The organism is Nonomuraea sp. B1E8 (genome assembly GCF_039871515.1).
Taxonomy (GTDB): Bacteria; Actinomycetota; Actinomycetes; order Streptosporangiales; family Streptosporangiaceae; genus Nonomuraea.
Genome location: NZ_JBDPLS010000013.1, coordinates 134,787 through 157,003, shown reverse-complemented (window position 1 = coordinate 157,003; position 22,217 = coordinate 134,787). Strand labels below are relative to the sequence as shown.

Sequence of the window (22,217 nt, the reverse complement as noted above, 5' to 3'; positions counted from 1 at the left end):
CGCAACGCACCCATCACTCGATCGCAGGGCGTCGCCCGGAGGGCTGTTCGGGGACCAGCAGCACCGGCTGGCCGGCGTGGCGGACGAGGTGCTTGGCCACCGAGCCGGTCAGAAGGTGGGTGCCCCACTCATGCCGGGCCGCGCCGACGACGATCATCAGGGCCTGGTGGCGGGCGGCCAGATCCACAAGCTGCTGCGCCGGATCCCCATGGTCGACCTGCCAGCTCCACGGGAGCGGGTGACCGGCGAGCAGGGCCTCGACCTGGGCGCGCTCGCGGGCCACCACCTGCTCGGCGTAGGCGTCCCAGTCATCGGCGTCGGGATCGATGGGGTAGTCGTCCAGATCGACGACATGCACCACCAGCAGCCGCGCCCCCAGCCGGACGGCCAGGTCGGCGGCGGTCGCCAGCGCGCACCGCGCGGCCGGATGCCGGTCGTATCCCACCACCAGCCACAGCGCCTGATCTCCCGCTCCCTGCCCGGGTGCTGCCGGCGTCGGATGCTCACCACGGTGGTTCATCACACTGCTCTCCCTCACCCTTCGGACATGAACTCGTCGGGCTGGGCCAGGAAGGCGCGGATCGTGCTCGCACAGCAAGATCGGCAATCGCGTTGCGGGGCCGTGGAGTTTCATGGCCGCCTCCTACCAGCACCTGAGCGGAACACCACTGGTAGGGACCGTTGACGAAGACGCACTCCGTGGTTGTCCCCGCTCGTAGGCGGAGGCGGCGGGCCCCACCGCCGCGCCCGGCACACCGGGCTTCACCTGGCATTATATCGCGTCGGCTCACGGCGGCCCTGGGCTGCTCGTACGGGTCGACGGGGAGATCGACGGCGTGGTGGCGGTGCGCGTGGAGAACGGCTACGTCACCGGCGCCTACCACGTGCGCAACCCCGAGAAGTTGTCGCACGTGCAGCGGGAGACCGCGGTGAGCCGCTGAGGCGGGATACGACTCACCGCATCTTCCGACGGTCAGCGGGCGGGCTTGCCGAACCAGTGGGAGAGGTGGTCGTCCAGGCCCTGCTGATCGTCGCCGATCCAGGCGACGTGGCCGTCGGGGCGTAGCAGGACGCACGGAACATCCAGTGCCGCCGTGGGATCCGCGAGGTGATCGACCCGGTCTGACCAGCCGCCGACGGCCAGGCGTTCGGTGCGGTCCAGCAGCAGGCCGCGGCCGCGATGCAGCAGATCGTAGAGGTGGCCCTGTTTCACGTCGATGTCGCGCAGGCGGCGGCCGAGCAGGTCGGGGCCTTCGCCGAAGTCGTAGCGGATGCCGATCGCGGTGATCTTCTCGATCAGATGGCGGTTGACCTCGTTGAAGTCCATCAGTTCGGTGAGCAGCCTGCGCACGGCCTGCGCGCCCGGTTCGGTGGACAGCAGTTCCATCTGGGCGCGGGTGTTGTCCAGCACGTCCTCGGCGACCGGTTGGCGTTCGGCCTGGTAGGTGTCCAGCAGTGTTGCCGGCGCCCAGCCACGGATCTGTGCGGCCAGCTTCCAGCCGAGGTTGAACGCGTCCTGAACGCCCAGGTTGAGGCCCTGCCCGCCGATGGGCGGATGGATGTGTGCCGCGTCGCCGGCCAGCAGCACCCGGCCGACCCGATAATGTTCGGCCAGCCGGGTGGCATCCCCGAAGCGGGACAACCAGCGCGGGGAGTGCACGCCGAAATCGGTTCCGGCGATGGCGCGCAGCTGTTGCCGGAAATCCTCGAGGGTGGGCGGTTCCGCGCGGTCGCCGACTCCCGCGGCGGGGACGACGACGCTGTAGACCCCTCCGCCGAACGGCCGGAGCCAGAATGGCTGACGGGTCTCGCGGATCTCGCTCACCCGGGCGGCGATCTCCTCCTGCGGCACACCCACTTCCATCTCGCCCATGAGCGTCTCGGTCCGCGAGGGCTCGCCGGGGAAGCCGACGCCGAGCAGTTTGCGCACCGTGCTGCGCCCGCCGTCACAGCCGACGAGATAGCGCGAACGCAGCTGTTCCCCGTCGGCCAGCTCGACGGTCACACCCTCGCCGTCCTGCTCGAAACCGGCCACCGCGCAACCGCGCCGGACCTGCGCGCCCCGTTCGATCGCATGTTCTTCGAGCAGGCGCTCGATGACCGGCTGCGGGATGCCCAGCAGATAGGTGTGCGCGGAATCCAGACCCTTGGGCGCGGGTTTGGCGATGCCGGTGAAGAATCCGCCGGCCGGACGCCGCCTTCCGTGCTGGAGCATACGATCCAGCAGTCCGCGCATCGCCATCAGCTCCAGACTGCGCATATGCAGACCGACGATGCGGACGAACGACTTGGGCTCGGTCTCCTTCTCCAGAACGAGTACCCGCACGTCGTGCAGCCGCAGTTCGGCAGCCAGCGTCGCGCCGGTCGGCCCGCACCCGGCAATGATCACGTCGAACATAGGTGTTGCCTTTCGGGAGTGCCTTGTTGGCGAGGCGCTCCCGGCGACACCTACCTCGATCGCCCGGCCGTGACGGGAAGGGGGAGCACCCACATCGATACAGCGTTCATGGGTCTCACCTCCTGGGGCGGTGTCACGGTCGACGGCAAGCTACAAGCCCGAGCACCACTCCGTCCAACCCTTTTCCCGGCTACCGTTCGCCCGGGGATGCGGTGGAACGGCGGGCCACGAGGGCCGGGGTGACGGAGAAGCGGACCGCGGCGGTACGGCCGGCGATGCGTTCGAGCAGCAGCCGGCCGGCGGTCTGGCCCATGATGGCGCCGTCCTGGTCGACGCTGGTCAGCGCGACGTGCGCGAGGCCGGTCAGGCGTGCGTTGTCGTAGCCCGCCACCGAGATGTCGCCGGGCACGCTCAGGCCCGCCTCGTGGACGGCCGCGAGGGCGCCGAAGGCGGCCTGGTCGGCGCCGGCGAAGATGGCGGTGGGGCGGGGGTCGCGGGCCAGCAGCTCGCGCGCGCCGTCGTAGCCGCCTTCCTCGGTGTAGGCGGTGGCGGCGACGGCGATGTGGTCGGCCAGGCCGTGCTCGGTCATCACCCGCTCGTAGGTCGCGGCCCTGATCGTGTGCAGCAGGGCGATGGCGCGGCCCCCGACGGTGTCCTTCTGCGTGATGTGCGCGATGCGGCGATGGCCGAGCGCGATGAGGTGCTCGACCACGAGCTCGGCGCCGACCTCGTCGTCGTCGAGCACGCAGTCGTACAGCGCCGAGCGGTCGTGGCGGCCGAGCACGACGAGGGGGATGTCCTTCGCGAGTCTCTCCAGTTGTCCTCTGGCGCAGACCGGGGCGACCCAGAGAATGCCGTCCACCTGCCGGTCGACCAGCGCGTCGCTGGCCCGGCGCTCTGCCGCGGGGTCGTGCCCGCCGCTCTGGACCATGATCGCTTGGTAGCCGCTGGGGGAGATCTCATCTGTCAGGCCGTCGAGGATGTCGGCGAAGAAGGGGTTGCGGATGTGGGGCAGGAGCACGCCGATGGTGAAGGTGCGCCCGCGCATGGCCCGGGCCGCGTTGTGGGGGCGGTAGCCCAGCTCGTCGATGGCGGCCTGCACCTTGGTCCGCATGGCCTCGCTGACGCCGTAGGCGTTGCGCAGCACTTTCGACACCGCTGTGGTGGAGACCTGGGCGTGCTCGGCCACATCGGTGATGGTCACCCTGCGCTGCCGGTCTCGTGTGCCCATGAGCCACCTTTCCGCCCACTCGACGTCGCCCGATTGTAAGGGTGGCGGACCCGTCGGACAGAATGGATAACGTTACCCAACTTATCGATCTCAAGCGTTATCGAGCCCATTCCAACAACGGTCACGATAGGGGACCGTTCCCCAAGGACACTCTTGACGGCCTGCCAGGTAACGCCTACGTTAACTCGCATCGGGGACGCTTAAATCGTTTCAACGAACCCGGAGGGGCGTTGTGAAGACCTCGCACCGCGTGTCGGGAGCGGCCCTGGCCGTTCTCGCGATGGCGGCTCTGACCTCGTGCGGCTCCGGCTCCGATCCCCGAACCGCCGCCACCGGCCCGGTCACCTTAGAGTTCCTCATCGACAACAGCGCGGCCACCGTGGACACCGCCAAAGCGCTCGCGGACACGTTCATGCAGGCCAATCCCACCATCAAGATCGAGACCGAGACCCGGCCGGGAGGCAGCGAGGGCGACAACATCGTCAAGACCCGGCTCTCGACGGGCGACATGGCGGATGTGTTCTGGTACAACTCCGGGTCGCTGCTGCAGGCGCTCAACCCCGCACAGACCATGGTCGACCTCACCGGCGACCCGGTGCTGGCCAACGTGGCCAAGGACTTCCTGCCCGTGGTGAGCCAGGACGGCAAGGTCTACGGCGTCCCCGGCGGCACCGCCATGGGCGGCGGCATCCTCTACAACCGCAAGGTCTACGAGCAGCTCAAGCTGGAGGTGCCCAAGACCTGGGCCGACTTCACGGCCAACAACGACAAGATCAAAGCAGCCGGCATCGCGCCGGTGATCGGCACGTACAAGGACACCTGGACCTCGCAGCTGTTCGTGCTGGGCGACTACTACAACGTGCAGGCGGCGGCGCCGACCTTCGCCCAGGACTACACGGCCAACCAGGCCAAGTTCGCCACCACTCCCGCCGCCAGGGCCGGGTTCGACCACCTGGCCGAAGTGCACGCCAAGGGGTACCTGCAGGAGGGCTACGGCTCGGCCACCGCCGACCAGGGCATGAAGCTGCTGGCCGAGGGCAAGGGCGCGCACTACCCGATGCTGAGCGCCCAGCTCCCGCCCTTCGTCGCCACCATGCCGCAGGCGGCGACCGACATCGGCTTCTTCGGCATCCCCGGCACCGACGCCGCCAAGAACGGCGCCACGATCTGGGAGCCGGCCGGCATCTACATCGCCAAGACCACCGAGAAACTGGAGGCGGCCAAGAAATTCCTGGCCTTCGTCGCCTCGCCGGCCGCCGCCGACGCGGTCACCAAAGCCGTGCCACCGGCCGGGCCGTACCGGATCACCGGGGCCGAGCTGCCCGACGACGCCATCCAGGCGGCCAAGGACCTGCAGGCCTACGTGGACGAGGGCGCCACGGCACCGGCACTGGAGTTCGTCTCGCCGGTGAAGGGCCCGTCGCTGGAGCAGATCACGGTCGCCGTCGGCTCCGGCCTGACCCCGGCCGCCGAAGGGGCCGCCCAGTACGACAAGGACGTCGAGAAGCAGGCCAAGCAACTGGGGTTGGCAGGGTGGTGACCAAGCAGGACACCGGGCCCCGCACGGGGCCCGGCCCGGCTCCCGGGCACGCGCGCACCCGCGCCTCCCGCCGCCGGCGCGACGCGGCCTACCCGTACGCGCTCTACCTGCCCGCCGCCGCCGTGTTCCTGGTCATCTTCCTGGTGCCGACGGCGATGGCCTTCTATTTCGCGCTCACCCGCTGGACGTTGTTCGACAGCGAGTTCGTCGGCCTGCAGAACTTCCGCGACTTCCTGGCCGAGCAGAACCTGCGCATCGGCTTCCAGAACACGATCATCTACGCCGTCGTCACCAGCGGCCTCAAGGTCGTGTTCGGACTGCTGCTCGGCGTCCTGCTCACCGGCAGGCTGCGGGTGCGCGGATTCCTGCGCTCGGTGGTGTTCTTCCCGACGCTGGTCTCGACCGTCGCGGTCGGCATCACCTTCGCCATGCTGCTCAAACCGCAGACCGGCCTGGTCAACCAGGCCCTCGCACTGGTCGGGATCGACGGCCGCGACTGGCTCGGCGAGGCCACCACCGCGCTGCTGTCGGTCGCGCTGGTGGACGTGTGGAAGGGCGTCGGCCTGGCCACCGTCATCTACATCGCCGGCATCATGTCCATCCCGCGCGAGTACTACCAGGCGGTCGCGGTGGATGGCGGCGGCGCCTGGCACCGCTTCCGGCACGTCACGCTGCCGCTGTCCTGGCCGGCCACCTACTCGGTGATCATCCTGTCGTTCATCGGCGGGCTGCGCTCGTTCGATCTCATCTGGACGATGACCCGCGGCGGTCCCGGCTTCACCAGCGACACCATCGCCTCGATCATCTACAAGCAGTACCAGGCCGGCTTCTTCGGCCTGTCGACCGCCGGCAACGTGATCCTCTTCCTCGTCGTCGCGGCCATCGCCGTGCCGCTCAACTACGTCCTCGGCAAGAGGCAGGTCACCGCATGACAACACCGAGAAGGCTCAGCGGCGAGGCCGTCGCGCTGGTCCTGGCCACCGTGATCTTCCTGGTCCCGTTCGCGCTCATGCTGCTGACCGCCGTCAAGGCCCCGGAACAGGCCATCGACCTGGACTTCTCCTGGCCCACCAGCTGGCCGGTCGTCGAGAACCTCATGGCCGTGATCGAGGCGCGCGACTACGTGCTGCTGCGCGCCTACGTCAACAGCACCGCCATCACCGTCGCCTCGGTCGCCCTGCTCGTCGTCTTCGCCGCCATGGCCTCGTTCGTCCTGCAGCGCCGCCCGGGCAGGGTCGCCAAGCTGGCCGACTTCCTCGTACTGACGGGTCTGATCATCCCGCCCGCTGTGGTGCCGACGATCTGGCTGCTGCAGGCGCTCGGCCTGTTCAAGACCCTGCCCGGGATGATCCTCGCGGAAGTGGCCTTCAACCTGTCGTTCGCGATGTTGTTGTTCCGCGCGTTCATCGCGGCCATCCCGCGCGAGCTGGACGAGGCCGCCCAGATCGACGGCTGCAGCGGATTCCGGCTGTTCTTCCGGGTGATCTTCCCGCTGCTGCGGCCGGTGACCGTCACGGTCATCCTGGTCAGCTCGGTCACCATCTTCAACGACTTCGTCAACCCGCTCTACCTGCTCCCCGGCGACGAGAACGCCACCGTGCAGGTCACCCTCTACAACTTCCAGAGCCAGTACAACACCCAGTGGAACCTGCTGTTCATGGACATCGTGCTCATCACGATCCCCCCGCTGGTGTTGTTCGTCTTCTTCAACCGCAAAATCGTCGCCGGCATGACCGCCGGCGCCATCAAGGGATGACATGACCTCTCTGTCCGTTTCCGCAGTCGCCTTCGAACACCACCGCGACCCCCTCGGCATCGGCGAACCCGAACCGCGCCTGTCCTGGACCGTCACCACGGACCTCCCGGGATGGATCCAGCAGGCGTACGAGATCGAACTCGGCGACGGCCTGTCCACCGGCCGGATCGAGTCGGACGCGTCCGCGCTCGTGCCGTGGCCCGGCGCGCCGCTGGGCTCACGGGAGCGGCGCGCCGCACGGGTGCGGGTGCACGGCGCCGACGGCTCGGCCAGCGACTGGAGCGCATGGTCGTACGTGGAAACCGGCCTGCTGGACCCCGCTGACTGGCTCGCCACGGCCGCCGCGCCACCGCTGGAACTGCTCGGCGCGCCCGACGGCCCCGCGCTGCTGCTGCGCCGCGGCTTCGCCCTGCGCGCGCCGATCGAGCGGGCCCGCCTCTACATCACGGCCCACGGCATCTACGAGGCCGAGATCAACGGCCGGGTGGTCGGCGACGACGTGCTCGCCCCCGGCTGGACCAGCTACCGCCACCGCCTGCGCTACCGCACCCACGACGTCACCGGCCTGCTGCGCGAGGGCGCCAACGCCATCGGCGCCACCCTCGCCGACGGCTGGTACCGGGGCCGCATCGGCTTCGGCGGCGGCAAGAGCGACCTGTACGGCGAGCGCACCGCCCTCATCGCGCAGCTCGAGATCGCCTACATCGATGGCACCACCGACGTGATCGTCACCGACGGCACCTGGCGCTGCGCCCGCGGCCCGGTCACCGAGGCCGGCCTGTACGACGGCGAGAAGCACGACGCGCGCCTGCACCCCGCGGGCTGGTCCGAGCCGGGCTTCGACGACTCCTCCTGGCTGCCCGCCGACGCCCTCTCCCACGATCCGGCGCTGCTGGTCGCCCCCACGGGCCCGCCCGTGCGCCGTACCCAGACGTTGTCCCCCACCGAGGTGCTGACCGGGCCGAACGGCGAGACCCTCCTGGACTTCGGCCAGAACCTCGTCGGCCGCCTGCGCATCCGCGTGCAGGGCCCGGCGGGGCACACCGTCACCCTGCGCCACGCCGAGGTCCTGGAGAACGGCGCCCTCGCCGTGCGCCCGCTGCGCGCGGCCGCCGCCGAGGACCGCTACACGCTGCGCGGCGACGCCGAGCCGGAGACCTTCGAGCCCCGCTTCACCACGCACGGCTTCCGCTACGCGCAGATCGACGGCTGGCCCGGGGCGTTCGACCCGGCTGACGTGGTGGCCGTGGTCTGCCACACCGACATGCGGCCCGCCGGCGCGTTCGAGTGTTCCGACCCGCTGCTGAACCGGCTGCACGACAACGTGGTCTGGAGCATGCGCGGCAACTACGTCGACCTGCCCACCGACTGCCCGCAGCGCGACGAGCGGCTCGGCTGGACCGGCGACATCCAGGTCTTCGCCCCCGCCGCGGCCTTCCTGTACGACTGTGCGGGGCCGCTGTCATCGTGGCTGGCCGACCTGGCAGCCGAGCAGGCCGAGGTGGGCACGGTGCCGCACTACGTGCCGTGGGTGCCGCTGATGTCCGGCCTCTCCCCGGCGGCCGCCTGGGGCGACGCCGCCGTGCTCCTCCCGTGGACGCTCTATGAGCGCACCGGTGACCTCGGCCTGCTGCGGCGCCAGTACCCGAGCATGACCGCGTGGGTGGACCAGGTCGCGTCCCTCACCAGGGGCCACCTGTGGGACGAGGGCTTCCAGTTCGGCGACTGGCTCGACCCGGCAGCGCCCTCGGACGATCCCGGCAAGGCCCGTACCGACCAGGCGCTCGTCGCCACCGCCTACCACGCCTGGTCGGCTCAGGTCGTGGCGGACACGGCGGCGCTGCTCGGCCATGACGCCGACGCCGCCCGCTACGCCGGGCTGGCCGGGCAGGTGCGGACGGCCTTCCGGCACGAGTTCGTCACCCCGTCCGGCCGGCTGGCCTGCGACACCCAGACCGCCTACGCGCTCGCCCTGACCGTGGACCTGTTCGATGGGCCCGAACAGCGCGAACGCGCCGGACGCCGCCTCGTCGAGCTCGTCGCCGGCGACGAGCACCGCATCGGCACCGGCTTCGTCGGCACCCCGCTCATCTGCGACGCCCTGTGCTCGGTCGGCGCCTACGACACCGCCTACCGGCTCCTGACCCAGCGCAACCGCCCGTCCTGGTTGTATCCGGTGACGATGGGCGCCACCACGATCTGGGAGCGGTGGGACAGCATGCTGCCCGACGGCTCCGTCAACCCGGGCGAGATGACCTCCTTCAACCACTACGCGCTCGGCGCGGTCGCGGACTGGATGCACCGCACCGTGGCCGGTCTCGCCCCGGCCGAGCCCGGCTACCGCCGCATCTCCGTCCGCCCGCGTCCCGGTGGCGGCCTCACCCATGCCCGCGCCGCCCATCACACCCCCTACGGCGAGGCGGAGGTGAGCTGGCGGCGCGACGGGGAGCGGCTGACCGTCGCCGTGCGCGTCCCGCAGAGCACGGTTGCCATCGTCGACCTGCCCGGAGAGCCCGTTGCCGAGGCCGGCCCCGGACGACACGTCTTCCACTGCACCTGGCCGGACCCCTCTGAGGGGACGCCCTGACACCCGTACGACATGCACGTCACACCCGGGATTCCCGTTCAGGGCCGATGAGGTGGCCGCCGTTCCGGGCAAGGCAGCGACCCGGCGACGCCGGACACGGCGTCGCCGGGTCGGCGGCGGCGCGGTGCGTTCTCGACCGGGGCGCGCACGCGCTCGAGCTTGGTCCAGCCCGTCCAGCCGCGCTTCTTCAGCAGCTCGATCAGCCGACGAGCCGGCGGCACCGTAGCGAACGCCAGCGTGTCCATCAGCGTGACGAGCGGTGAATCGATATCGGTGTCATCGACATAGTCCTCGCCCCGCTCGTCGGCCATGCGCGTGATGTAGGCGGCCAGCTCGTCGGCCAGCTCGGCCAGCCGCGGGTCGTCATCGGTCCGGTCGAGAGCCTCGCTCAGGGTGAGGTAGAAGCCGACGACCAGCGGGTCATCGATCTGCTCCCGCTTGCGCGCCATCCACTCCGGAACTCGCGCGGGTGAGAGTGCGGCCAGCGGGATCCAACCGTCACGCTCAGCTTGGACGATCCGCTCGTCGACTCCGAGCGCCCGCAGCCGGTCGAGATACTCGACCACCTCCGAGGGCAGCGCCAGGCTGTCCCCGGCGGCGAGCCGGGCGATGCGCTCGCGGTGCCGCTGTTTTTCCCGGATCTCCGTCCGCAGCCGCCTGTCGATGTCCGCGATCGCCGCGGCGAACTCTTCCTCGCCGGCCCGCAGCAGCTCCCGTACCCGCGCCAGCGGAACCCCTGCCTCGGCGAGGGTCCGGATTCTGATCAGCTCGACCACGGCGCCGGCGTCGTATCTGCGGTAGCCGGAGCGGTCCCGCCCGGGCTCCGGCAGCAGGCCCTTGGCGTGGTAGTGCCGCACCGCGCGCACCGTCACTCCGGCGTACGACGCCAGCTCACCGATGGTCAGCATCAGCCCCGTTTTCCCGGTCCTGGTGCTCTGCGGATGATCTCGGCGATGTCCCGGGCATGGGTGAAGACCAGCCCGTGGCCGGCGTCGAGCCAGGTGGTGGCGATGTGCGGCTGCTCGCGGACAAGCCGCTCGACGCCAGCACGCCAGTTCTGGTTGAACCGGGACGCCTGCCCTTCGCCGTCGCCGGCCATCGAGGTGGACATGATCATGCTGATGGGCCGGTCGATCTTGCTGTACCGGTCGAGGATCTCGGACCGGACCACCTCGATCTCGAGGTTCAGGTCGAGAATCTCCTGGGCGGTGAGCAGCACCTGACGCGCAGTGCCCCGCTCGGCCTCCTGCCGCATCGCCAGATCCTCCCACATGGCACGGAACTCCGGCAGGACGGCCTCCGTGATGAACGGTTCGGGCACCGGGTTCGCCCCGTCGATGAGCACGAGCCCGGCGATGGTGTCAGGATGCTCGGACGCATAGTGCACGGCCACATCGGCGCCCAACGAGTAGCCCACCAGCACGGGCGCCGCAGGCAGGCCCATGTTCCCCAGCTCCGCCATCACCGCGACGAGATCGCTGAGGAAGTCCTCGAAGGAGTAGCGGTCGGCGGCCGAGGCAAGGCCATGGCCCCGCAGGTCGAAGGTCACCACGTCGTGGTCGCGCCGCAGCAGCCCGGCCAGCTCGCTCAGGTCCGCCTGCGTCGAGTTTAGCCCGGGGCACAGGACCAGTGTTCGCCCCTGACCGTCCCGGGACACCGGGATCGTGACGCTGTCGTGCTCGATCGTGAAGTGCCGCATCGTCTTATCTCCTCTCTCCATCACGTCGTGCTCGCCGTACGCCGTGCGCGGTCCGGCGGCCTCGATCACACGGGTTTCCGTGGTGATGCCACCATGTTGAGAGCCTGACCCTGCGTCATGGTCAAGCGGCGCGCGACGGGAGAACCTCCGGCCTCTGGGAGGAACTCAACGCAGCAGTGACCGTTCGGTGGGCGCCAGCCGCAGCCGTTGCGAGGGCCTGGCCAGCCGTTGCCCGAGGGGTGGCAGCACGTCCTCGTGCCAGCGCGCTGAACGCTGCAAGCGATCAAGGTGATCGTGGAAGTGGCTCTGGCCGGTGAACCGCGCGAACCACACGAAGACCTCCTCATTCGTCCGCACCGGCAGGGCGGGGAAGGTGTTCGGGGAGTGTTCCGACCGCAGGTACGCCAGCGGCTCGCCGCCGGTTTCGGCCAGTACGGGTCGCACGCACCGCTCGAAGAACTCGACGAACGCGGCGTCGAACGGGGCGCGGCCGTACCAGATCGTGGCGACGACGAGTGATGACGGCGCCGCAGCCGGCTCGCCGGGGGCCGGCCTGCTCCCCATCGGCGCCGGGAAGCCGCCCGCCGGCGAGGCCGGCCGCAGTAACAGGACGTCGTCGGAGTCGATCATCGTCGCGTTCGCCTCGTCTCTGCGTGCCCGCCAGATCGGCCCGGAGTAGAAGCTCTCCAGTGCCTCGGCGCGACGCGGCATGTCCTCGAAGCCGCGGAGCCAGACGAACCGGTCAGGGACCTCCAAGTCGCGGAACTGCCCCAGGACGGTCATGCCTGCCGCCTCTTGGGGCTCGACGAAGTCCCGGTCGAACAGATCGATCAGTACGTCCCGCCGGCCGGGGTGCAGCGTGTACTGGCGCAGCTCGACAATGGGACACCGTGGGGTCTCCATCTACGTTCTCCTCCTGAATGACTGGAACAACTTGTGTTACAACCAGGGGTGTGGCGACCGCCTGGCGATCGCATGGATCGGCTAGCCCACCAGCGTCTCGCGCAGCACGTCGGCGATCGACGTGTCGGCCAGCTCCTGGCGCATGGCCCGCTCGGCCCGGCCGTAGACCTTGCTCAGGGCGGGCCGGATGCCACGGCCGACGGGGCACTCCAGATTGGGCTCGGTGCGGTGCAGGCCGAACGGCTGCTCCACGTCGACGGCGTCAAGCACCTCGAGCAGGGTGATCTCCTCCGGCGCGCGGGCGAGACGCCAGCCCGCGCCGGCACCGTGGAGCACCTCCACCAGGCCGGCCCGCCGCAGGTCACCCAGGCTGCGCCGGATGATCACGGGGTTGGTGTTGACGCTGGCGGCGATCTGGTCCGAGGTGAGAACCTCATGGCCACGGCGATGCGCCAACGCCAGCCACGTCAGCGCGTGCGTCGCGACGGTCAATCGGCTGTTGGCCCCCATCGCCACCTCCTTGGTGTAATAGCTTTCGTTACATCCATGCTCGCGGTCAAGCCCTCGGGGCGATCGTGTGCTCGTTCATCCGGATCCCGGTCGGTTCCGGCGGTGCGCGAGGTGCCCACCGTAGACCGTCACGGCCGGTCCGCAGGCCAGGTCATGATCACCGAGCGCCCCTCATGACCAGCATTATGGGGGTGTATGGTGGTGACCTCCTCAGGGATCCCCGGGACATCACCCCTATCCGAAAGCGAACACCCATGGGCGAGAACCAGCAGCCGGCTCCCTTCCGCCCTCATCAGCTGCGCGTCTCACATGACGAGCGAGAAGCGGTGGTGGAACGGTTGAACACGGCTGCCGCCGAAGGGCGCATCGACTTCAGTGAGCTGGAAGCCCGGCTGGATCGGGCACTCAACGCCAAGACGTACGCCGACCTCGCGCCTCTCACCGCGGATCTGCCGCAGGAGGTTCCGGCGGAGCCGCTCGTCCTCAAGGGAGGCATGAACGGCGCGGCGCGTACGGGGCGCTGGCGGGTACCTGCGCAGATCACCGTGTACGGCGGCATGGGCAACGTCAAGCTCGACTTCACCCAGACCGAATGCCGGCTGCCGGAGATCGCGATAGAGGCGCACGGGCAGATGGGCGGTGTCACGATCATCATCCCCGACGGATGGGTGGCGGACACCTCGGAGATGGACCAGGGCCTCGGCGGCTTCAAGGACAAGACCACATCCGAGCGCCTGCCCGGAACGCCGCGGATCCGGCTCACCGGCGACGGCGGCGCCGCCGGCGTGGTCATCCGCCACCCGAACAGCTGGGAACGCCGCGTACAGCGGCGCAAACAGGAGCGTTGAGCAACCCGGGCGCGGGGGAGCGGAGTTTCGGACGAGGTGGCCGACCACGTCGCGAAGCAGACCAGGACACCGGCCGGCGCCCAGCAGTCCGACGGCACACCCCAGTAAGGAACCACGCGATGAGCACCTCGCACGCCTTCCCCTTGAAGCCCGTTCCGATCCACGTGCCCGACGAGGTCCTCGACGACCTGCGCGCCCGCCTCACATCGACCCGTCCGCCGCTGGACGAGGGGAACGCGGACTGGTCCTACGGCGTCCCCGACGCCTATCTCCGTGAGCTGGTCGCCTACTGGCGGGACGGCTACGACTGGCGCACGGCCGAGGCCGCCATCAACGTCTACGAGCACTACGAGGTCGGCGTCGACGGTGTTCCCGTGCACTTCATGCGCAGGCCGGGCCGCGGCCCCCGTCCGATCCCGTTGATCCTCACCCACGGCTGGCCGTGGACGTTCTGGCACTGGTCGAAGGTGATCGACCCGCTCGCCGACCCGGCCGCGTACGGCGGTGACCCCGCCGACGCCTTCGACGTCATCGTGCCGTCTCTGCCCGGCTTCGGTTTCCCCGGCCCGCTCACCGGCTTTCCGGACGTCAACTTCTGGAAGGTCTCCGACCTCTGGCACACCCTGATGACCGAGACCCTCGGGTACGAGAAGTACGCCGCCGGAGGCTGCGACATCGGCGGGATCGTCTCCAGCCAGCTCGGCCACAAGTACGCCGACGAGCTGTACGGCATCCACATCGGCTCCGGGCTGCCGCTCGACTTCTTCACCGGCCCCCGTGCCTGGGACTTCGCCCGGAATCGGCCACTCACCGACGACCAGCCCGCCGATATCCGCGCCCGGATCATCGAGCTGGACCACCGCTCGGCGTGCCATCTCGCCGTGCACATGCTCGACGGCGCCACCCTGGCCCACGGGCTGAGCGACTCACCCGCCGGACTGCTCGCCTGGCTGCTGGAGCGCTGGAACGCCTGGAGCGACAACGGCGGCGACGTCGAATCCGTCTTCACCAAGGACGACCTGCTCACCCACGCCACGATCTACTGGGTGAACAACTCCATCGCCACGTCGATGCGCTACTACGCCAACGCCAACCGCTACCCCTGGGCCCCCGCCCACGACCGCACCCCGGTCGTGCAGGCCCCGGTCGGCCTCACCTTCGTCACGTACGAGAACCCGCCCGGCATCCACACCGCCGCCGAGCGTGTCCAGGCGTTCAAGGCCGGCCCGCAGGGCGACTGGTTCAACCACGTCAACGTCAACGCCCACGACCACGGCGGCCACTTCATTCCCTGGGAGAACCCCGACGCCTGGGTGAACGACCTGCGCCGCACTTTCCACGACCGCAGGCCCTGAACGACCGCCGCCGCCGACGTCCCCGCGGGCCAGGACGAAGATGCCGATTCTGCGCCTACAGTCCAGCGGGCTGGTTGCCGAGGCGGTCCTCACTGCGGCCGAACGACGATCGATTCGGCGGAGAGCGTGACTTCGACGGTGATGTGCGGATTGTCCAGCAGCGGGAGCTGCAGCCCACGCTTGAACTCCTCGGCATCGTCCGGCATCACCTTCGGCTGAACCGTGACCTTGACCTGGCCGGTATCGTCATCTGGGTGCGCCATCGTCGTGGCCACCTCAGGACGGGATCGGAGCCAGGAGACGACCGTGTCCTGGGCCCGCCGGAGCTCCGAGGCCGAGAATCCCTTGCCGCCGATCAGGGTGACCTCCATGGGGAGGGTCCTGGCCAACTCGATCGCGCGAGTCGGGATGGGGCCTTTGAAACCGACGCGCAGCCCTCGGTGGTCGTCGACGTATCTGACGCCGGAGATCTCGTCAGGGAACTCCGCGTTCAGTTTGTCGATCATCCGGCTGTTGGACGACTGTGAGCCGAAGCGGTCGATGGCCTCCTCGTAGGAGATGCCCTCCGATCTGGCGATGGCCGCCAGGTCGACCAGTTCGGCGTAGGGAATGCCGTCGATCGCCACGTCCGGGTCGGTCACCGCGGGGTCGTAACCGTCGAAGTCCGTCGGCTTGGGCGACGAGGTAGCAGCCACCCGGGCCGCGTACCGCTTGATGACCTCCTCCAGGGGCCGGCCCGACGACGCCGCCTCTCGTTTGAGTCGCTCCAAGGTGGGCCGATGCGCTTTGGGCTGATCGGCCCGCGGCAACACGATCGTCTCGGTCCCGGCTACGGTGGGTGCCGGATCAGCACCAGACTGGCCGCAGGCGCACAACGACGCGAGCACCGCGATGACGGTCAGCCGCGATCTCTTCATACACCAGTGACGCGCCAGCGGCCTGGAAGGTTTGCCGCGATCATCGCACTCGCCGTGTGAAGGCGGACTTCATAGTCCATGGGCTGGCACATCAAGACGCACCGCCCGTCTGGTCCGGGCCGCTTCGAGGTCGCGGGCTGGCTCGTCGTTGATGCTCATCGCAGGGTGAGTGGGGTCTCGGATGCGATGCGGGTCAGCTTCTGCGGGTTGCGGACGTAGTAGAGGCCGGTGATGCGGGCGTCCTCGACCCGGACCGCGATGACGCCGTCGATCTCGTCGTCCACGCGCAGGAGGAGTGCCGGGTTGCCGTTGACCACGGTGGGCTCGCTGGTGAGCGCGATCCGGGCCTTGCCGAGGCCGCTGACGATCATTCGGGCCACCTTGTCGGCGCCGGTGATCGGCTGCGGCGCGGCCTGCTTGACGCCGCCGCCGTCGCTCACCAGAACGACCTCAGGGGCGAGCACGTCGAGCAGGCCCTGCAGGTCCCTGGTTTCCAACGCGCGCTGGAACGACTCCAGAGCCGCCCGGGTCTGGTTCGGGGAGACCACCTCGCGAGGCCGCCGGGCATCGACGTGCCGGCGGGCCCGGTGCGCGATCTGGCGTACGGTCACCGGCGTCTTGCCGACGGCGGCCGCGATCTCCTCGTAGCCGATGCCGAAGACCTCGCGCAGCACGAAGACGGCCCGCTCGGTCGGCGACAGCGTCTCCATGACAAGCATCAGCGCCATCGACACGCTCTCGGCGAGTTCGACGTCCTCGGCGACGTCCGGCGCGGTGAGCAGCGGCTCAGGCAACCAGGAGCCGACGTAGTCCTCCTTCAGGCGCCTCATGGTGCGCAGCCGGTCCAGCGAGCGCCGGGTGACGACCCGCACCAGGTAGGCGCGCTGGTCGGACACCTGCCCAAGGTCGACCCTGACCCACCGCAACCAGGTCTCCTGCAACGCGTCCTCGGCGTCGGCCGCCGAGCCGAGCATCTCGTAGGCGACGGTGAACAGCAGATTGCGGTGGGCCAGGAACACCTCGGTCGCCGGACCCATCCGGCCACCACCAGCCACCGGCTCGGCCGCGCCCGTCACCGCATCCCTGCGCTCGTCCATACCTGGCTCCTCGCCTGCTCACCCGCGATTCCTGCTCTATGCACAAGGCGCCGGCGCTTGCCGCTGTGTGACACCTGCGATCGGTGACACACGTCACGTGACCGCACTGTCACAAAGGTCGGGGGGCGAACGCCGCATGGTCGTCAGGATGCGGCGCGCGGCACGCAACTCCCTGGGCGATCACCTTGGCCCAGTTGCGTGGTGACCGCGCAAACCGCCACCTCAGAAAGATCGGAAAGACATCATGAGCAAGGTCTGGTTCGTGACCGGTTCGTCCCGAGGCCTCGGCCGTAAGTTCGTCGAGGCCGCGCTGTCGCGCGGTGACAAGGTGGCCGCGGCCGCCCGCAACACCGCAAGCCTGGACGAGCTGGTCGCCGCCCACGGCAAGGCGGTGCTCCCGCTGGAGCTGGACGTGACGGACAAGGCCGCCGTCTTCGAGTCCGTGAAGCGAGCCGCCGAGCACTTCGGCCGTCTCGACGTCATCGTGAACAACGCCGGCTACGCCCAGGTCGGCGCGGTCGAGGAGCTGACCGAGCAGCACCTGCGCGACCAGCTGGAGACCAACCTGTTCGGCGCGCTGTGGGTGGTCCAGGCCGCACTGCCCTACCTGCGCGAGCAGGGCTCGGGGCACATCATCCAGCTGTCCTCGGCCGCCGGGCTCATGGCGATGCCGCTCAGCGGCGCCTACAGCGCCTCCAAGTGGGCTCTGGAAGCGCTGAACGAATCCCTCGCCCAGGAGGTCGCCGAGTTCGGCATCAAGGTGACCGTGGTCGAGCCCGGCGGCTTCGCCACCAGGGACGGCAAGAACCCGGACCCCCTCGCCAACGGCCACCTGGCCGAGACCGACCCGATCTACGACGGCCTCCGCCAGCGGCTCGCCGCGTTCGCGGGCAAGCAGCCCGCCGGCGACCCGGCCGCCGCGGCACAGGCACTCCTCACGATCGTCGACTCCGACCAGCCGCCGCTGCGGGTGCTGTTCGGGCAGGGCTTCTACCCGATGCTCCAGCAGGTCTACGCCGACCGGCTCAAGACCTGGGCCGACTGGCAGGACCTCTCGGCGCAGGCCCACGGCAACCGCGATCAAAAAGATCAGTGACCAGGGCCGAGCAATCTCACCACAAGCAAGCGAACCGACAGGAGCAACACATGAAGCATCGCATCGTCGTCCTCGGCGCCGGCTACGCCGGGGCCTACGCGGCCGGGATCCTGGCCCGCCGCCTGTCCCCGGCGGACACCAAGATCACCGTGGTCAACGCTGTGCCGGACTTCGTCCAGCGAATGCGGATGCCCCAATTGGTGGCCGGTCAGGAGATCGAGGCTCCGAAGCTCGCGGACGTCTTCGCGGGCACGGGGATACGGCTGCGCCTGGCCCGTGTCACCGCCGTCGACCCCGGGCGCCAGGTCGTCGCTGTGGCTGACGCCGACGGTGGCGGCGAACTCGGCTACGACACACTTGTCTACGCGCTCGGCAGCCATGGTGACGTCGAAAGGGTCCCCGGCGTGGCCGAGCACGCCTTCGACATGGCCGCCCGGCCTTCGGCGCTGCGCCTGCGCGAGCGCCTGGACAGCCTGGGCAGGCGGGGTGAAGGCGGGAGCGTGGTGGTCGTCGGCGACGGGTTGACCGGCATCGAGACCGCCACCGAGATCGCCGAGTCCCGGCCGGACCTGTCGGTGGCGCTCATCGCCCGCAGGCAGCTGGGCGCCCGGCTCTCCGCCGGAGCCCGCAGTCACCTGCGCCGGGCCTGCGACCGGCTGGGCGTCACCATCATGGAGCACACCAGCGTCGAAGCCGTAGAAGCGACGCGGGTGCTGTGCGCCGACGGCACCGCCCTGGCCTCCGACGCGACCGTGTGGACGGCCGGGTTCGCGGTCAACGCCATCGCCGCCGACGGCGGGCTGGAGGTCACCGAGAACGGTCAGATCGTCGTCGATCGCACCATGCGGTCGGTCTCGCACCCGAACGTCTACGCCATCGGCGACAGTGTCCACGCCATCGGCGACAACGGCCGGCCGCTGCCGATGTCCTGCGCATCGGCCGGCTACACCAGCCGGCAGGCCATCGAGGCGATCGTGGGGCGCCTGACCGGCCGCAAGATCCCCCACACCAAGCTGATCTACACCTACAACCACATCAGCCTCGGGCGGCGGGACGGAATCCTGCAGACGATCGACGACGAAGGGCAGGCGAAGCCGACGTACAAGGGCGGCATGAAGGCCGCGCGGATCAAGTCGGGCATCCTCACGATGGCGCTGTGGGCCACCTCGCACCCGACCTTCGGCCTGCCCAGGCGCAGGAACCGCCTGACCGCCGTACCGGAGGCGTCCGTCAAAGTGGGTCGCGTAACCGCCTAGGCCCTCACGATCGGGACCGTCCGGTACCAAGGGCTGTTCCTGGAGCGTCCGCTGGCGGTGCCGTGGCCGGCGCTTGCGTTGTTCCTGCGCGCACAGCCGGCGGGCGATGGGCCTGACACCCCTCCCGCCAGTGGAGGCGAGGGGTGTCAGTCGAGGGCGTAGACGCGGTGAACGAACTCGGCGAGCTTGCTGTCCGGGAGTTCTTTGGCGAGATCGGCCTCGCTGATGATGCCGGCAAGGCGGTGGCCCTCGAGAACCGGCAGGCGCTTGATGTGGTGCTGCTCCATCTTGAACAACGCCTCCTCCAGATCGGCATCGGCGTCCACCCACACCAGTCCACGAGCCAGTTCCCCCGCGGTGGTCTGGTCGATGTCCTTGCCATGGGCACAGCACAGGACCACGATGTCCCGGTCTGTGATGATCCCCTTGAGCCGGTCGTCGTCCCCGCAGATGGGCAGTGCACCGACACCGAGATCGCACATCATCTGCGAGGCGATGCGCAGACTCTCGTGTTCGCCGATGCACTGGACTCCCTCATGCATCACGTCCCGGGCTCTTCTCCCGGTTTCCTTCATGTCCATCGCTCGCCTCCCGAACGCGGCGTGAAGCGCTCTCTCCTGCTCGTACCCCCTTGCTCGCCGAAGTGTTGAGGGTTTCTCTGCCGAAGTGCGTAAAGATCCTCCCTCAGCCGGCCCAGCGGGGGCGTCAAGCTCCGCAGGGCACCGCCTGGGCGACCGGTCCGAGCAGCAGGTAGTAATTCCGGGCACAGGCGCACAGATGCTCTAGATGGGAAGAAGTGTCATGAATAAGGGCTAAAAGGACGGTTTGATCAGGGGTATCACCATGACCGTCCTCACCAACGACTCGCCGACCGCTCGACCCCGATGACGACCGAACGTGCCAGCCGGGACCAGCGGGCCCTGAACCGGAAAGGAACAGCGATGAGAGCAGCAGTCGGAGACCGGCTCGTGGTTCAAGGCGCCCACCAAGGCGAGCCACGCCGCGTCGGCATCATCGTCGCCCTGCATCACAGCGACGGAACGCCGCCCTACGTCGTCCGCTGGATCGAGAACGAGCATGAGCACGAGACGCTCGTCTATCCGGGCCCGGACGCCCACGTCGAGCACCTCGAAAGCGGGTCGCAAAGACCATGACCGATTAGCACGAAAGGCCCAGGCTCTTTCGGGCCACGGTTACGACGAGGGCGGATCACCCGACGCGGTCGAGACGGAGCCTGTGATGACGTGGGATTCCATCCGTAAGATCGGGGGTCAGGCCGTCACGCCCAACCTGATCGACTATGAGGCTGAATATCGTCAGTTCTCCTGGCACGCGGCTCGGGAAGCGTTCTTCCACGGCCCGCCCGGCGGCTACGTGCTGAACATGGCATACGAGGCCGTTGACCGTCACCTCGATGGGCCCCGGTGTGACCACGTGGCGCTGCGGTGCATCGGCAGGGACGGCCGGGTGACCGAACTGACCTACCGGGATCTGCATGACGCGACGAACCGCTTCGCCAACGTGCTGCGGGGTTTGGAGGTCGGAAAAGGGGACCGGGTGTTCACGCTGCTCGGCCGGGTGCCTGAGCTGTATGTCACGGTTTTGGGGACGCTGAAGAACCTCAGCGTGCTCTCTCCGCTGTTCTCCGCCTTCGGCCCCGAGCCGATCGGTGAGCGGCTACACCTTGGGGAGGGGCGGGTGCTCGTGACCACCCCGGAGCTGTACACGCGGAAGATCGCCGTCATTCGCGAGTCGCTGCCTGGCCTGAAGCAGGTGCTGGTCACGGGTGATGGCCCCGCCCCTGAAGGCACCCTGCTCCTGAGCGCGCTCATGGCAGAGGCGAGCGGCCAGTTCGAGATCCCGCCCACAGACCCCGAGGACATGGCGCTGCTCCACTTCACCAGCGGCACCACCGGAACGCCGAAGGGCGCGATTCACGTGCACGACGCCCTGGTGGCCCACCGTATGACCGCGATGTACGCCCTTGACCTGCGTCCGTCGGACGTCTTCTGGTGCACTGCCGACCCCGGCTGGGTCACCGGGATGTCGTACGGCGTCATCGCGCCCCTCACCTTCGGGCTCACCCTGGTGGTCGACGCAGGCGAGTTCGACGCGCGGCGCTGGTATCGCACGCTGCAGGACCAGCACGTGACCGTGTGGTACACCTCGCCGACGGCGTTGCGGATGCTCATGCGCCATGGCGATGCTCTGCCCCGCGAATACGACCTGTCCAGGCTGCGGTTCATCGCCAGCGTGGGGGAGCCGCTCAACCCCGAGGTGACGGTCTGGGGCGCGCGGGCGCTCGGCCAGCCGGTCCACGACAACTGGTGGCAGACCGAGACCGGCGCCATCATGATCAGCAACTATGCGGCGATGGACATCAAACCAGGCTCCATGGGGCGACCCGTACCCGGAATCGAAGCGGCGTTGCTCGAACGCGGCGAGGACGGCCGCGCTCGCGTCGTCAACGGCCACGTACGGGTGATCGCGGACCCTGAGGTCGAAGGGGAACTCGCCCTGCGGCCTGGCTGGCCCTCGATGTTCCGCGGCTATCTGGGGCATCCGGAGCGATACGCCGAAGCGTTCGCCGGAGGCTGGTACCTGTCAGGCGACATCGCCCGCAAGGATGAGGATGGATATTTCTGGTTCGTCGCACGGGCAGACGATGTGATCAAGTCTGCCGGCCACCTCATCGGGCCGTTCGAGGTCGAGTCGGCGCTGATGGAACATCCCGCGGTCGCCGAGGCGGGTGTGATAGGCAAGCCCGACCCGGTGGCGGGCGAGCTGGTGAAGGCCTTCGTGGCCCTCAATGCCGGCTACGAGCCGGCCGATGCGCTCCGGCTGGAGCTGATCGCTTTCGCCCGTCGCCGTTTGGGCGCGGTCGCCCCCAAGGAGATCGCTTTCGACCAGAATCTGCCGCACACCCGTAGTGGCAAGGTCATGCGCCGCCTGCTCAAAGCTCGCGAGCTGGGCATGCCCGAGGGCGATACCTCGACCTTGGAACGCCCTGTCCCGTGAGCGCAT

General features: G+C 69.1%; 20 protein-coding genes. 10 read left to right on the top strand and 10 right to left on the bottom strand.

The window, feature by feature from the left end:
* Positions 1-13: 13 nt before the first annotated feature.
* The 3 genes from ABGA98_RS35465 to ABGA98_RS35455 form a co-directional block, all read right to left on the bottom strand.
* A complete protein-coding gene (locus ABGA98_RS35465; protein ID WP_347622799.1) occupies positions 14-520 on the bottom strand; it encodes a universal stress protein in 507 nt (168 codons plus the stop codon).
* A 453-nt stretch (positions 521-973) separates the two neighbouring features.
* Positions 974-2,398: a rifampin monooxygenase gene (rox, locus tag ABGA98_RS35460; protein WP_347622798.1), complete on the bottom strand. Its 1,425-nt coding sequence runs from the start codon at positions 2,396-2,398 to the stop codon at positions 974-976.
* Positions 2,399-2,588: 190 nt separating this feature from the next.
* A complete protein-coding gene (locus tag ABGA98_RS35455) occupies positions 2,589-3,629 on the bottom strand; it encodes a LacI family DNA-binding transcriptional regulator (RefSeq protein WP_347622797.1) in 1,041 nt (346 codons plus the stop codon).
* Positions 3,630-3,861: 232 nt separating this feature from the next.
* Here ABGA98_RS35455 and ABGA98_RS35450 point away from each other — a divergent pair, with 232 nt between their 5' ends.
* From ABGA98_RS35450 to ABGA98_RS35435, 4 genes are read left to right on the top strand one after another with little or no spacing between them, the layout of a single operon-like run.
* Positions 3,862-5,169, top strand: a complete 1,308-nt coding sequence (locus ABGA98_RS35450) for an extracellular solute-binding protein (protein ID WP_347622796.1) — start codon at positions 3,862-3,864, stop codon at positions 5,167-5,169.
* Complete coding sequence (locus ABGA98_RS35445; protein WP_347622795.1) at positions 5,163-6,101, top strand: sugar ABC transporter permease; 939 nt, start codon at positions 5,163-5,165, stop codon at positions 6,099-6,101. Before ABGA98_RS35450 ends, ABGA98_RS35445 begins: the two co-directional genes overlap by 7 nt.
* The gene (locus tag ABGA98_RS35440; RefSeq protein WP_347622794.1) at positions 6,098-6,925 is read left to right on the top strand and encodes a carbohydrate ABC transporter permease; all 828 of its coding nucleotides are present in this window, start codon (positions 6,098-6,100) and stop codon (positions 6,923-6,925) included. The genes ABGA98_RS35445 and ABGA98_RS35440 overlap by 4 nt, the downstream gene beginning before the upstream one ends.
* A 1-nt stretch (position 6,926) precedes the next feature.
* Positions 6,927-9,512 (top strand): glycoside hydrolase family 78 protein, encoded by a 2,586-nt coding sequence (locus ABGA98_RS35435; RefSeq protein WP_347622793.1) that lies wholly within the window; start codon positions 6,927-6,929, stop codon positions 9,510-9,512.
* A gap of 38 nt (positions 9,513-9,550) precedes the next feature.
* On the opposite strand, the gene ABGA98_RS35430 is transcribed toward ABGA98_RS35435, so the two are convergent.
* The 4 genes from ABGA98_RS35430 to ABGA98_RS35415 all read right to left on the bottom strand — a co-directional run bounded on the left by ABGA98_RS35430 (position 9,551) and on the right by ABGA98_RS35415 (position 12,624).
* Positions 9,551-10,420: a MerR family transcriptional regulator gene (locus tag ABGA98_RS35430; RefSeq protein WP_347622792.1), complete on the bottom strand. Its 870-nt coding sequence runs from the start codon at positions 10,418-10,420 to the stop codon at positions 9,551-9,553.
* Entirely contained in the window at positions 10,420-11,280 is an 861-nt protein-coding gene (locus tag ABGA98_RS35425) for an alpha/beta hydrolase (RefSeq protein WP_347622791.1), read from the bottom strand. The genes ABGA98_RS35430 and ABGA98_RS35425 overlap by 1 nt, the downstream gene beginning before the upstream one ends.
* A gap of 96 nt (positions 11,281-11,376) precedes the next feature.
* Entirely contained in the window at positions 11,377-12,114 is a 738-nt protein-coding gene (locus ABGA98_RS35420) for an NIPSNAP family protein (protein ID WP_347622790.1), read from the bottom strand.
* Between the two features lie 81 nt (positions 12,115-12,195).
* On the bottom strand, positions 12,196-12,624 hold the full coding sequence (locus ABGA98_RS35415) for an Rrf2 family transcriptional regulator (RefSeq protein ID WP_347622789.1): 429 nt from the start codon (positions 12,622-12,624) through the stop codon (positions 12,196-12,198).
* 254 nt (positions 12,625-12,878) lie between these two features.
* Here ABGA98_RS35415 and ABGA98_RS35410 point away from each other — a divergent pair, with 254 nt between their 5' ends.
* Positions 12,879-13,472: a DUF1707 domain-containing protein gene (locus tag ABGA98_RS35410; RefSeq protein ID WP_347622788.1), complete on the top strand. Its 594-nt coding sequence runs from the start codon at positions 12,879-12,881 to the stop codon at positions 13,470-13,472.
* 119 nt (positions 13,473-13,591) lie between these two features.
* The gene (locus ABGA98_RS35405; RefSeq protein ID WP_347622787.1) at positions 13,592-14,827 is read left to right on the top strand and encodes an epoxide hydrolase; all 1,236 of its coding nucleotides are present in this window, start codon (positions 13,592-13,594) and stop codon (positions 14,825-14,827) included.
* A gap of 89 nt (positions 14,828-14,916) precedes the next feature.
* Here ABGA98_RS35405 and ABGA98_RS35400 read toward each other — a convergent pair whose 3' ends face one another.
* Positions 14,917-15,744, bottom strand: a complete 828-nt coding sequence (locus ABGA98_RS35400; RefSeq protein ID WP_347622786.1) for a hypothetical protein — start codon at positions 15,742-15,744, stop codon at positions 14,917-14,919.
* A gap of 155 nt (positions 15,745-15,899) precedes the next feature.
* Positions 15,900-16,841, bottom strand: coding sequence for an RNA polymerase sigma-70 factor (locus ABGA98_RS35395; RefSeq protein ID WP_347622785.1), 942 nt, complete (start codon positions 16,839-16,841; stop codon positions 15,900-15,902).
* Positions 16,842-17,085: 244 nt separating this feature from the next.
* Between ABGA98_RS35395 and ABGA98_RS35390 the strand changes: the two genes are divergently transcribed.
* Both ABGA98_RS35390 and ABGA98_RS35385 read left to right on the top strand, forming a co-directional pair.
* Positions 17,086-17,937, top strand: a complete 852-nt coding sequence (locus ABGA98_RS35390) for an SDR family NAD(P)-dependent oxidoreductase (RefSeq protein ID WP_347622784.1) — start codon at positions 17,086-17,088, stop codon at positions 17,935-17,937.
* 50 nt (positions 17,938-17,987) lie between these two features.
* Positions 17,988-19,193, top strand: coding sequence for an FAD-dependent oxidoreductase (locus ABGA98_RS35385; RefSeq protein ID WP_347622783.1), 1,206 nt, complete (start codon positions 17,988-17,990; stop codon positions 19,191-19,193).
* 146 nt (positions 19,194-19,339) lie between these two features.
* Here the strand turns inward: ABGA98_RS35385 and ABGA98_RS35380 are convergent, their stop codons facing one another.
* A complete protein-coding gene (locus ABGA98_RS35380; protein ID WP_347622782.1) occupies positions 19,340-19,774 on the bottom strand; it encodes a CBS domain-containing protein in 435 nt (144 codons plus the stop codon).
* Between the two features lie 360 nt (positions 19,775-20,134).
* Here ABGA98_RS35380 and ABGA98_RS35375 point away from each other — a divergent pair, with 360 nt between their 5' ends.
* The gene (locus tag ABGA98_RS35375) at positions 20,135-20,347 is read left to right on the top strand and encodes a DUF1918 domain-containing protein (protein WP_347622781.1); all 213 of its coding nucleotides are present in this window, start codon (positions 20,135-20,137) and stop codon (positions 20,345-20,347) included.
* Positions 20,271-22,211: an acetate--CoA ligase gene (acsA, locus tag ABGA98_RS35370; RefSeq protein WP_347622780.1), complete on the top strand. Its 1,941-nt coding sequence runs from the start codon at positions 20,271-20,273 to the stop codon at positions 22,209-22,211. Before ABGA98_RS35375 ends, acsA begins: the two co-directional genes overlap by 77 nt.
* The last annotated feature ends 6 nt before the right edge of the window (positions 22,212-22,217 follow it).